This is a genomic window from Streptomyces sp. NPDC048496 (genome assembly GCF_043200055.1).
Lineage (GTDB): Bacteria > Actinomycetota > Actinomycetes > Streptomycetales > Streptomycetaceae > Streptomyces.
Genome location: NZ_JBICXB010000001.1, coordinates 184468 through 196288, shown reverse-complemented (window position 1 = coordinate 196288; position 11821 = coordinate 184468). Strand labels below are relative to the sequence as shown.

Sequence of the window (11821 nt, the reverse complement as noted above, 5' to 3'; positions counted from 1 at the left end):
ATGGCGCCATGGAGATGCCGAGGAATGAACGGTCGCAGGAGCACCCCCAAGTCCTCGTAGTGGGACAGGACGGCATGGCGATCGGCGGCGGTGGCACTGACGACGAATCGCGTGAGGTCCCAGTGACAGAAATGGTCGAACAGCCCGCAAAGGTCATGCGCATCGGCAGCATGATCAAGCAGCTCCTGGAAGAGGTCAGGGCAGCTCCTCTCGACGAGGCGAGCCGGGTCCGGCTCAAGGAGATCCACGCAAGCTCCGTGAAGGAGCTGGAGGATGGCCTCGCCCCGGAGCTGGTGGAGGAACTTGAGCGGCTCTCCCTGCCGTTCACCGAGGAGTCGGTGCCCTCCGAGGCGGAACTCCGGATTGCGCAGGCTCAGTTGGTCGGCTGGCTGGAGGGCCTCTTCCACGGCATCCAGACAGCGCTGTTCGCCCAGCAGATGGCGGCCCGGGCGCAACTGGAGCAGATGCGTCGCGCCCTCCCGCCGGGCAGCGGTCACGAGGACGATGACGGCGCGTCGGACGCGCACGGGGCGATCCGCTCGGGGCCGTACCTGTAGCCCGTACGCCTTCCCTCCACCTATCCACGCACGGACGGACAGTGGGGCCCGGCACACGAATCTGTGTGCCGGGCCCCACTGTCCGTCTGGGTATGGCTCAGGCCACCGGCGTCCGCAGAAGCACCTTGCCGATGTGCACACTGGACTCCAGCACCCGGTGGGCCTCCGCCGCGTCGGACATCGGCAGCGTACGGTCCACGACCGGCCGGACCACACCGCTGCCGATCAGCGGCCACACGTGCTCGCGCACGGCGGCGACGATGGCGGCCTTCTCCGCAAGGGGGCGTCCGCGCAGCGACGTCGCGGTGACGGCAGCCCGCTTGTTCAGCAGGACGCCCAGATTGAGCTCGCCCTTGACGCCGCCCTGAAGACCGATGATGGCGAGTCGACCGCTGACGGCAAGCGCCTTCACATTCCGGTCCAGATACTTCGCGCCGACGATGTCGAGGATGACGTCAGCGCCCGCCCCGTCCGTCGCCTTGAGCAACTCCTCGACGAAGTCCTGCTCCCGGTAGTCGATCAGGATGTCGGCCCCGAGCTCCGCGCAGCGCGCCAGCTTCTCAGGCCCGCCCGCCGTCACCGCGACCCGCGCGCCCACGGCCTTGGCGAGCTGGATCGCCATCGTGCCGATACCACTGGACCCGCCGTGCACCAACAGCGTCTCGCCGGGGCGCAGATGGGCCACCATGAAAACGTTCGACCAGACGGTCGACGTCACCTCGGGCAGCGCCGCAGCCACCGTCAGGTCGATGCCGTCCGGTACGGGGAACAGCTGTCCGGCGGGTACGGCGACCTTCTCCGCGTATCCGCCGCCCGCCAGCAGCGCACACACCTCGTCGCCGACCGACCAGCCGGTGACACCGGGGCCGATCTCCGTGATCCGGCCGGAGCACTCCAGACCGGGGTAGGGGGACGCGCCGGGCGGCGGGTTGTAGAAGCCCTGCCGCTGGAGCACATCGGCGCGGTTGACCGCGCCGGCCACGACCTCGACGAGGACCTCGCCCTCGCCGGGTACGGGATCGGGGACCTCGGCCCATACGAGCGCGTCGGGGCCACCGGGTTCGGGGATCGTGATCGCATGCATGGCGGCGAGGCTACTCCGTGTCGTCGTGGTGCCGGATGAAGAGACACCCCCGGACCGTCACGCCCCTTGTCGGCGCGGCGTGTTCAGCGGCGGGGTGCCCGAGACGCGCACGATGGTGATCAGCCGGTCCGTCAGCTGCAACGGGCTGGCCGCCGGATCGTCGTAACCGAGCAGCCGGTGGCCACGCAGCACGCTGACGACCAGGTCGTCGGTCTCCCGGACGCTCTTGCCGACCTCGGCCTTTATCACCGGCCGTTCGACGAGATCGAGGCCGCTGCCCTGCTGGATCAGGTCCTCCATCACCGTGCCCGCGCTCGGGCTGAGGACCGAGAGGCCCAGCAGTCGGCCCGCGGCACTGGCGCTGGTGATCACGGCGTCGGCGCCGGACTGCCGCAGCAGAGGTGCGTTCTCCTCCTCGCGCACCGCCGCGACGATCTTCGCGCCACGGTTGAGCTGCCGTGCCGTCAGCGCGACCAGCACCGCCGTGTCGTCACGCTGGGTGGCGATGATGATCTGACGCGCCTTCTGGAGTTCGGCCCGCAACAGCACGTCGCTGCGCGTCGCATCCCCGACGACGCCCACGTAACCTTCGGCGTTCGCTGCCTCGATCACCTTGTTCGCCGGGTCGACGATCACGATCTGTTCCTTCTTCAGACCGGTGGCGCAGAGCGTCTGGATCGCCGAACGGCCCTTCGTGCCGAAGCCGACGACAACGGTGTGGTCACGCAAGTTGGTTCTCCAACGGTTCAGCCGGAAGTCCTCCCGGGTCCGCTCCGTCAGGACCTCCAGGGTGGTGCCGACCAGGATGATCAGGAAGAGCACGCGCAGCGGTGTCACAAGCACCACGTTAGTCAGCCGTGCGGTGTCGCTGTACGGAGTGATGTCGCCGTAGCCAGTGGTGGAGAGGGTGACCGTCGAGTAGTAGATGGCGTCGAGCAGGTCCACCGATTCATCTGCGCTGTCGTGGTAGCCGGAACGGTCGGCCCAGACGATCAGCACCGTGGCGGTCAGGACTATCAGCGCCATCAACAGCCGTTTGGCGACCTGTCGTAGCGGCCTGTCGACGACACGGCGCGGAAGCATGATCCGGGTGGGGACGAGATGCTCGTCGACCCGCCTGGCCATCGCGTCGTGGCCGGGAAGTTTCACGTGAAACACCCTTCCGTCCACGGCGTCGCCGAGGCCCACGGTAGATCGAGGATCTCCACCTCGGTGCCGGACCGTACCCCGCCCGGCGGCACGACGGCCAGCCCGTCGGCGGCGGCGATCCCACGGAGCATGGCCGGACCGTTGTAGTGCAGCGGCACGACATGTTCGGGGCCCGAGCCCGCACCGACCCGGTGCACGACAGGGACCAGGCGGGTGTCGTGCGGGTGCCCGTGCACCTCGTCAAGCACGACGACCCGGTACGGATCCTCCACCGTCTGGCCGGCCAGCCCGCGCAGCAAGGGCTCCGCGAGCGTGAGGAGACCGGAGACGGCGGCGAGGGGATTGCCGGGCAGCCCGACGAGATACGGGCCCCCGGAGGTCAGCCGGGTCAGCAGCATCGGGTGACCGGGGCGCACGGCGACGCCGTCGACCAACAGCTCCGCGCCGATCTCGGCGAGGACGGGATGGACGTGGTCGGCGGGGCCTGCCGCGGTACCGCCGGTGGTGATGACGAGATCGGCGTCGGAGGTGGTGAGGGCATGCCGGAGGGCCTCACGGTCGTCGCCGAGGCGTCGCGGAGCGGAGACCTCGACGCCCATCGCCCGGAGCCAGGGGCCGATCATGGGGCCCAGGGCGTCCCGGATCAGCCCGTCGTGCGGCAGACCGGTGGTGAGCAGTTCGTCCCCGAGGACGAGGACGTCGACGCGCGGGCGGGAGACCGTCAGCAGCTCGTCGTAACCGGCGGCTGCTGACAGCCCGAGGACGGCGGGCGTCACCACCGTTCCGGCGGGCAGGAGTTGATCGCCGGAACGGCACTCCTGGCCACGCGGCCGGATGTCCTGCCCGGGAACCACCTGGCGCTGTGCGTACAACAGCCCCTTGGCCTCGTCGGCGTGAGCGTGTTCGCTCCGGATCACAGCGGTGGCATTGGCCGGGATGCGGGCGCCGGTGGCGATCCGTAGGGCATCACCGTCGGGAAGCGGGGCGGGCGCACTGTGCCCGGCCAGAATGCCCAGCCCTTGCCCGCCGTCCTCGCCTCGTCGGAGAGTCCAGGGCCCGGGTCCGGCAACGACCCAGCCGTCCATGGCGGAGGTGTCGAAGGACGGCAGATCGGCGAGTGCGGCAAGCGGCTCGGCCAGTACGCGTCCGATGGCCCGGTCGAGGGTGAGCCGCAGAGTGCGGGGCGGGGCGGACCGCCCGGCCCGCGCGGCGAGAACACGGGCCTCGCCCCAGGCGGTGGCATGCCTGCGCTGAACGTCGGCTCGTCGGTCACGGGCACGCGGGTCGCGGGCGGATTCGGGGGCCGGGTACTGGCCGGAGGAGTGACCGAGGGGCTGCCGCGCAGGGGCGCGGCCGGGGCTGTGGCCGGCACCGTGGCCAGTTCCCTGGTGCACGCACGGGCCGGGACCGGCACCAGGGCTCTGAACGGAGTCCGGGTCCGATCCCTGCCCGGGTCCTTGGCCAAGGACGTGGTCAGGGCTGTGGTCAGGACTCTGGCGCGGGCCCGAACCGGATCCCTGCCGGGGACTCTGTTCCGAGAACGCGGCCCGGGGCTGTGGCTGAGCAACTGATCGGGGCTCACCCGAGAAGCGGCGCCCGACCAGCGCGAGCGCCTGGTCGACGGCCCGGTCCTCCTCGGCGACGCGAGCCTCTGCGGCGGCACGGGTGCCCTCGGCGACGCGAGCCTCTGTGGCAGCACGAGCCTCCTCGGCGGCGCGGGCGCCCTCGGCGTTCCGGACCTCATCCTCCGCACGGGCTTGACCGGCCGCCGACGCAACCCCTGCGGCACCGGCACCTGAAACAGACTGAGCTTCTCCTGCGACACCGGCACCCGCGACAGCCCGGTCCTGATCCGCTGCGGTGGCCCCGCCGGCCGCCGGAGCCTGCGCGGCGGCACCGATCTCCCCCGAGGTCAGGTCGGCGGCCTGGTCCGCCCCCGAACCCCTGCTCCCCGGATCCGGAGGGGGACTGGGGGTCCAGTCGTCGGCCGCGCCCCCGTCGACCTTGCGTGCGGGCGTCGTCATGGTGTCTCGGCCTCGTCCGCCCAGCGAAGGGCGAGCGCGGCCGCCTTCCGGGCGGCTTCGGCCACGGCCTCGGCTCCGCCGCCGTCGCCGCTCGCCTTCGCCGCCGCGTACCCGACCAGGAAGGTCGTCAGGGGCGCGGCGGGCCGGGCCACACCGTGGGCGACATCACGGGCGAGGTCGAGCAGGACGTCGGTGTCGACGTCGAGTTCGATGCCCAGTTCGTTCTTGACTGCGGTGATCCATTCGTCCAGCACGGTCCCATGCTCTCTGATATGGGCCCGGGCTGCGGCAATGTCGTCCCAGGTGTCGCAGTCGAAGGAGGCGAGCGGATCGGCCTCGACGCGGGCGAGGTCCAGTTCCTGCGTCAGCAGGCGCAGCGGGAGCCCGGCCAGGCTGCCGTGCTCGGCGGCCAGCAGGGCCAGCTCGCGACGGAGCGGCTCGGAACGGTAGAGGGCGACCAGCGGCTGGTCCCGCCCGTCCTGATCCACGCACAGCGCCCCGTCACGCTCCCCGTGAGCAGCTGCGGCCAGCAGTTCCTCGACCGTGCTCTCCCCCAGGAACGGCAGGTCGGCGGAGAGCACGAGCAGATGCCCGGCCGTCGTGAGCCGCACCCCGGCACCGAGCGCCGCCAACGGCCCGCCGCCCTGCGGCTCCTCGCGCGCCCAGGTCACTGGGCGTACGGTGGGCCGCCGACCGCCCACCACGACGGTGGCTGTGGCGTCGGCGCAGGCGGCGAGCACCCGGTCCAGCAGCGCCCGGCCACCCACCCGCAGGGCCGGCTTGTCGGCACCCCCGAGGCGCTTGGCGGCCCCTCCGGCAAGGACGATGGCGTCATACACGGTCATGCCTCGAGTATGAGTGCCACACGCTCGCGTTGGACCTCCCCCTTCCCTTCCTCCTCGCCCTCCTCCGCTTCCTCTCTTCTTCTCCTACAACGTGCGCAACAGCAGCGCAGGCTGTTCCACGCAGTCGGCCACGTATCGCAGGAAGCCGCCTGCCGTGCCGCCGTCGCAGACCCGGTGATCGAAGGTCAGCGAGAGCTGAACGACCTGGCGCACAGCCAACTCACCCTGGTGCACCCACGGTTTGGCCACGATGCGACCGACACCCAGCATGGCCGCCTCCGGGTGGTTGATGATCGGCGTCGAACCGTCGACCCCGAACACCCCGTAGTTGTTCAGCGTGAACGTGCCGCCGCTCAGATCCGCCGGGGTCAGCTTCCCCGTCCGGGCGGCCTCGGTCAGCCGGCCGATCTCGGCACCGATCGACTCCGCGTTACGGTCCTGCGCATTCCGCACGACAGGGACGACCAGCCCCCGTTCGGTCTGGGCCGCGAACCCCAGATGGACGTCGGGCAGCCGCACGATCTCCCGCGCGTCCAGGTCCACCGTGGAGTTGAGCTCGGGGAACCGGGCCAGCGCGGCCGTGCAGATACGGGCCAGCAGGGCGAGCACCGACACCTTCGGCCCCGCAGCCGGACCGCCGGAGGCGTTCATCGCGGCTCTCGCGGCCATCAGCTCGGTGGCGTCCGCGTCGACCCAGCACGTGGCGTCGGGTATCTCGCGCCGGCTGCGTGCCAACTTGTCGGCGACCGCGCCCCGTACACCGCGCAACGGAATCCGCTCGCCGACGACCGCACGGGCAACCGAAGGGGCCACCGATGCCGGGGACGACGCCGGGACTGCGGACACGGGAGCCGGCTCCGCTGTTCCGCTCGCCGCCGCCCTGATGGCGGATTCGACATCGGACCGGAGAATCAGACCGTCCCGCCCCGACCCCGTCAGCTGCCGCAGGTCGAGATCATGCTGCCGCGCCAGTTTCCGGACCAAAGGCGAGATGACCGCCACCGGCCCCGGTTCCTCACCAGGAACAGCCGCTGGGACCGTCCCTGCGTCAGCCCTCGGGGCCGGCTCCGCCGCAGGCACCGTCACAGACCCCGCGCCGGAGACCGCCTCGGGCCGAACCCTCCGACGACGCGCCGCCGGTGCCCCCGTCCCGTACCCCACCAGCACATTGCCTGACGACTCGGCCTCCGCAGCCCCATCAGCGGAGAGTTCTCCCGCAGTGGACCCGACCGCCACCGTCAACAACGGTGCCCCGACCGGAAGTTCCGCGCCCTCCTCGCCGAACCTGGCGGTCACCACACCTCCGTAGGGGCACGGCACCTCCACCATCGCCTTGGCCGTCTCGACCTCGACGACCGGCTGGTCGATGGCGACCACGTCGCCGACCTCCACCAGCCAGCGCACGATCTCCGCCTCGGTCAGTCCTTCGCCGAGGTCGGGCAGCTTGAATTCGAGCACCTGGGGCATCAGCTCTCCGCCTCCCACTGCAGCCGCGCGACCGCGTCGAGCACCCGGTCCACGCCCGGCAGATGGTGCCGCTCGACCATCGGCGGCGGATAGGGGATGTCGAATCCGGCGACCCGCAGCACCGGCGCCTCCAGGTGGTGGAAGCAGCGCTCGGTGATCCGGGCGGCGATCTCCCCGCCGGGGCCGCCGAACCCGGACGACTCATGGACGACGACCGCGCGACCGGTGCGCCGCACCGAAGCGGCGACCGTCTCGTCGTCGAACGGGACCAGCGAGCGCAGATCGACCACTTCGAGGTCCCAGCCCTCCTCGACGGCCGCTTCCGCGGCCTCCAGGCAGACGGGCAGGGACGGCCCGTACGTGATCAGCGTCGCGCTGCGCCCGGGGCGGCGGACGACGGCCCGCCCGATCGGTTCGACGGCCACCGGCGCCTCCGGCGACCAGGCCGCCTTCGACCAGTACAGCCGCTTCGGCTCCAGGAAGACCACCGGGTCGTCGGAGGCGATCGAGGCCCGGAGCAGCCCGTACGCGTCGTCGACCGTGGCGGGCGTGACGACATGCAGGCCGGGCGTGGCCATGTAGTACGCCTCGGACGAGTCGCTGTGGTGCTCGACGCCGCCGATCCCGCCGCCGTACGGCACCCGCACCGTGATCGGCAGCGGCATGGCACCACGGGTCCGGTTCCGCATCTTGGCGACGTGGCTGATGAGTTGCTCGAACGCCGGGTAGGCGAACGCGTCGAACTGCATCTCCACCACGGGCCGCAGCCCGTACATCGCCATACCGACAGCCGTCCCGAGGATGCCCGCCTCGGCCAGCGGCGTGTCCGTACAGCGGTCCTCGCCGAACTCCTTCGCCAGCCCGTCGGTGATCCGGAAGACCCCGCCGAGCGTGCCGACATCCTCACCGAGGACATGCACCGTCGGGTCCTCGGCCATCGAGTCGCGCAGCGCACGCCCCAGAGCCTGCGCCATGGTGGCCGGCTTGGCCCTCTCCGTCTGCTCGCCGGTCATAGCCGCCACCGTCGTCATCGCCCTCCCTCCGCACCACGTGGGCCGCTCTGGCCGTGGTGGTCCTGCTCGGCGTCGAGCTCGACCCGCAACCGGGCCGCCTGCTCCCGTAGTTGCGTGGTCTGTTCCGCGTACACATGGGTGAAGAGGTCCATCGGGTCGAGCACCGGATCGGCGTTCATCCGCTCGCGAAGCCCGGCGGCCATCCGCTCCGCGGCTGCGCGCGCCTCCTCGATGCCGTCTTCAGCGAGCAGCCCACGGCCGGTCAGCTCCCGCTCCAGAAGCTGAATCGGGTCGTGCGCCCGCCACGCCTCCACCTCGCTGTCGACGCGGTAGCGCGTGGCGTCGTCGGCGTTCGTATGGGCGTCCATCCGGTACGTCACAGCCTCGACGAGCGTCGGACCGCCTCCGGCCCTGGCCCGCGCCACCGCCTCGCCGAGCACCTGGTGCACCGCGGCCGCGTCATTGCCGTCGACCAGCCGGCCCGGCATCCCGTACCCCACCGCCTTGTGCGCCAGCGACGGCGCCGCCGTCTGCTTGGCCAGGGGCACGGAGATGGCAAAGCCGTTGTTCTGGACCAGGAAGACCACGGGGGCCCGCCAGACGGCCGCGAAATTCAGCGCCTCGTGGAAGTCGCCCTCGCTGGTGCCGCCGTCGCCGACCATGGCGAGCGCGACCACGTCGTCGCCCGCCAGCCGCGCCGCGTGCGCCAGGCCCACGGCGTGCGGGAGCTGGGTGGCGAGCGGGGTGCAGAGCGGGGCGATGCGGTGCTCGCGCGGGTCGTAACCGGTGTGCCGGTCGCCGCGCAGCAGGGTCAGTGCCTCGACCGGATCGAGACCGCGCGCGACCGCCGCGAGGGTGTCGCGGTAGCTGGGAAAGAGCCAGTCACGCTCTTCCAGCACCAGCGCCGCCGCTATCTCGCAGGCCTCCTGCCCGGTGCTGGACGGGTAGACGGCAAGTCGGCCCTGCTTGGTGAGGGCGGTCGCCTGTGCGTTGTACCTCCGGCCGCGCACCAGCTCGGCGTAGAGCCGCAGGAGCAGCTCCGGGTCTGCGTCGGCCGCGGCGTCCGTACCGAGCACGCGGTACGGCTCGGGGTCCGGGAGCAGCGGCGCGGGGTCGGTGAGCGGCTTCCAGGCCGGGGGCGGCGTGGGCCGGTAAGCGGCCGCGCCGGGCAGCTCTTGGACCGTCATGACAAGCACCTCCTGGCATCGAGGGGTATCGAGCGGCATCTGGCGATATCGAGGGATCACCCGATATCGAGGTGTGACTGAATATGTCGAAATGTCGAGCACGTGCCGAGGCGCGGATGTGGTGTGCCTCACCTACCGATTGTTCGGTCGCGAACGCATTTTGGCTACAGGCACCGTCAGCCTGTGGACAAACGGTTCTCCACAGCCTGGGATAGGGGCAGGTCGTCCAGGACAGGGAGGCACGGGGACATGGCAGCTGAACAAATGGCCGACGGAGCCGAGGACCCCGGCCGGGTTCCGCCCGCGCGGCCCCTCGACGCCATCGACCGCGACATCCTCCGGCTGCTCCAGACGGACGGCCGCGCCTCGATACGATCGGTGGCCGACCGCGTCCATGTGTCGCGCGCCAATGCCTACGCCCGGATCAACCGGCTCATCGACGACGGAGTGATCCGCGGCTTCAGCGCGCGGGTGGACCATGAGCGGGCGGGGCAGGGCGCCTCCGCGTACATCACGCTCAAGATCGTCCAGAACACCTGGCGAACGGTGCGCGAGCAACTCCAGGCGCTGCCGGGGGCTACCCACATCGCACTGGTCAGCGGCGATTTCGACGTACTGCTGCTCGTACACACACCGGACAACCGGTCGCTGCGCGAGCTCGTCCTGACCAGGATCCAGGCCATCCCCGAGGTGCTCTCCACCCGCACGCTGCTGGTCTTCGAGGAGACGGACCTGGCCCCGGGCCCCGAGCGCCACACCGAGCTGACCTAGTGCCGTGACCGGCGATGTCTGCCCCATGAGGAGCGACGTCCGGTGCGTGCGATCGCAAGGTGGCGGGAAGCCCTTGGATGGGGCCTCCTCTGCCCGAACGAAGCTGAGAGCTCGGGGAAGGAGCTACCAGGGCTTTGGCCGACGCGGCAAGCGGGCGCGCCGGACGGTGCGACGGGGCAGAGCCTGCCGGGAGGGGCACCAGCCATGGCCTCTCACGAACCGTACTTCTTGAGGAACGCCCGTACCGCGGCCCAGTTCTCCCGGCTGTCGAGCAACGCCACCCCGTGCTCGCCGGCGCCCTTGACGTAGATCAGCTTGTGCTCCGCCGCCTTGGTGCTCGCCCGGTTCAGCGTCTTCGCGTCATCCCCGAAGTACTCGTCGTACTCGGCGGCCATGTAGAGCACCGGCGCGGTCAGCTTGGGCACGGCGCCCAGCGCGTTCATTCCGGAGTACAGCGTCGGCGCGGAGAGCGAGACCACCGCGTCCGGCTGCGGCTGCAGCTCCGGCGCCGCGGTGAGCACGGCGGTACCCCCCTTGGACGCCCCCATCAGCAGCAGCTTCTTCGCGCCCTCGCCGCGCAGATACCCGGCCGCCCCGACGATCTCGGAGACTTCCTGGCCCGCCGAATTGACCGCGAGCACCCGATAGCCGGCCCGGTGCAGCTCGTCGGCCTTGTCCTTCCACTGGCAGGCGGTGCCGTCGGACTGGTGGGCCAGCACGATCCCCGCTCCTGTCCCGGCGCCGCTCGCACCGCCGGGCATATAGCCGCCGGTCTCGGTGGAGTCGGCGGACTTGAAGGTGATGGACGCCGCCTCGGCCTCGGCCGAGGTCAGACAGCCGAAGTCATCAGGCCGCCGGGACGCCTCACTCGCGTCCGCCCCCTTCTCGGCACCGCTGCCATCGGTGGTGCCGCTGCCGCCCTCTCCGCAGCCGTTCAGCGACACGGCGGCAAGCAACGTGACAGCACACAGGAACCCGGGAACACGAAGGAAGGCAGCCATGCCGAAGGATGGTGGTCTGGACCTGTCCTGCCGTCAACGGTTCAGCGGTCGGAACGCATCCCCTCGAAGGCCAGCTGGACGACCGTGTCCGCCAGCTGCTCGCCCTCCACGTCGCCCCCCGGCTGCGGCCGGTACCACTCCACCAGAGAGTTGACCATTCCGAAGAGCAGCCTCGTCGCCAGCCGTATGTCCACGTCGGAGCGGAGATCGCCGTCCGCGACGGCCGCCTTCAGCAGTTCGGCCACCCGCTGGTCGAACTCACGCCGGCGCTCCATGGCCCAGCGCTCGGCCTTCGTATTGCCCCGTACCCGCAGCAGCAGCGTGACGTAGGGCAGTTCGGCTATCAGCACCTCGACGGTACGTCGCGTGACGTACTCGACCCGCGCGATCGCGCGCCCGCGCGTCGCACCCGGCTCGTCGAGAATCCCGAAGAGCCCGTCCAGCGCCCGGCTGACCGCGCGCCGCAGCAGCTCCTCCTTGCCCGCGACGTGGTGATAGATGGACGATTTGGAGATGCCCGCCGCCTTGGACAGGTGCTCCATGGACGTGCCGTCGTAACCGCGCTCGTTAAAGACACGGACGGCGACAGTGAGGAGAGTCTCCGGGGTGTACGTGTCCCGCTTGGCCGTGGTCATGTTCGCGATCCTCCCCTACGAGTTGTCCACAGGTTTCGTGGGGCCCCTTGTCCCGACCGATCGTTCGGTTACTCTAACTCTGTCCGCC

11 protein-coding genes are annotated in these 11821 nt (G+C 70.8%); 2 read left to right on the top strand and 9 right to left on the bottom strand.

Features of this window, described 5'->3' with window-relative positions:
• The first annotated feature begins 8 nt into the window (after window positions 1-8).
• Window positions 9-557 carry a bacterial proteasome activator family protein gene (locus tag ACGFSA_RS00940; RefSeq protein WP_327245455.1) on the top strand — a complete coding sequence of 183 codons (549 nt, stop codon included), beginning with the start codon at window positions 9-11 and terminating at the stop codon, window positions 555-557.
• Window positions 558-654: 97 nt separating this feature from the next.
• Here the strand turns inward: ACGFSA_RS00940 and ACGFSA_RS00935 are convergent, their stop codons facing one another.
• The 7 genes from ACGFSA_RS00935 to pdhA all read right to left on the bottom strand — a co-directional run bounded on the left by ACGFSA_RS00935 (window position 655) and on the right by pdhA (window position 9326).
• Entirely contained in the window at window positions 655-1641 is a 987-nt protein-coding gene (locus ACGFSA_RS00935) for an NAD(P)H-quinone oxidoreductase (RefSeq protein ID WP_393297728.1), read from the bottom strand.
• Window positions 1642-1698: 57 nt separating this feature from the next.
• On the bottom strand, window positions 1699-2829 hold the full coding sequence (locus tag ACGFSA_RS00930; RefSeq protein WP_393297725.1) for a potassium channel family protein: 1131 nt from the start codon (window positions 2827-2829) through the stop codon (window positions 1699-1701).
• Window positions 2787-4394, bottom strand: coding sequence for a molybdopterin-binding protein (locus ACGFSA_RS00925; protein WP_393298354.1), 1608 nt, complete (start codon window positions 4392-4394; stop codon window positions 2787-2789). Before ACGFSA_RS00925 ends, ACGFSA_RS00930 begins: the two co-directional genes overlap by 43 nt.
• Before the next feature lie 416 nt (window positions 4395-4810).
• Entirely contained in the window at window positions 4811-5659 is an 849-nt protein-coding gene (locus ACGFSA_RS00920) for an NTP transferase domain-containing protein (RefSeq protein ID WP_393297722.1), read from the bottom strand.
• Between the two features lie 84 nt (window positions 5660-5743).
• The gene (locus ACGFSA_RS00915) at window positions 5744-7126 is read right to left on the bottom strand and encodes a dihydrolipoamide acetyltransferase family protein (protein WP_393297719.1); all 1383 of its coding nucleotides are present in this window, start codon (window positions 7124-7126) and stop codon (window positions 5744-5746) included.
• Window positions 7126-8157, bottom strand: a complete 1032-nt coding sequence (locus ACGFSA_RS00910) for an alpha-ketoacid dehydrogenase subunit beta (protein ID WP_393297716.1) — start codon at window positions 8155-8157, stop codon at window positions 7126-7128. The genes ACGFSA_RS00915 and ACGFSA_RS00910 overlap by 1 nt, the downstream gene beginning before the upstream one ends.
• Window positions 8154-9326: a pyruvate dehydrogenase (acetyl-transferring) E1 component subunit alpha gene (gene pdhA / locus ACGFSA_RS00905; protein ID WP_345517227.1), complete on the bottom strand. Its 1173-nt coding sequence runs from the start codon at window positions 9324-9326 to the stop codon at window positions 8154-8156. Before pdhA ends, ACGFSA_RS00910 begins: the two co-directional genes overlap by 4 nt.
• Window positions 9327-9590: 264 nt before the next feature.
• Here pdhA and ACGFSA_RS00900 point away from each other — a divergent pair, with 264 nt between their 5' ends.
• Complete coding sequence (locus tag ACGFSA_RS00900) at window positions 9591-10097, top strand: Lrp/AsnC family transcriptional regulator (protein ID WP_393298351.1); 507 nt, start codon at window positions 9591-9593, stop codon at window positions 10095-10097.
• Between the two features lie 212 nt (window positions 10098-10309).
• On the opposite strand, the gene ACGFSA_RS00895 is transcribed toward ACGFSA_RS00900, so the two are convergent.
• Window positions 10310-11098 carry an alpha/beta hydrolase family protein gene (locus ACGFSA_RS00895; protein ID WP_393297713.1) on the bottom strand — a complete coding sequence of 263 codons (789 nt, stop codon included), beginning with the start codon at window positions 11096-11098 and terminating at the stop codon, window positions 10310-10312.
• Window positions 11099-11139: 41 nt separating this feature from the next.
• Window positions 11140-11733: a TetR/AcrR family transcriptional regulator gene (locus ACGFSA_RS00890; protein WP_393297710.1), complete on the bottom strand. Its 594-nt coding sequence runs from the start codon at window positions 11731-11733 to the stop codon at window positions 11140-11142.
• Window positions 11734-11821: the final 88 nt, after the last annotated feature.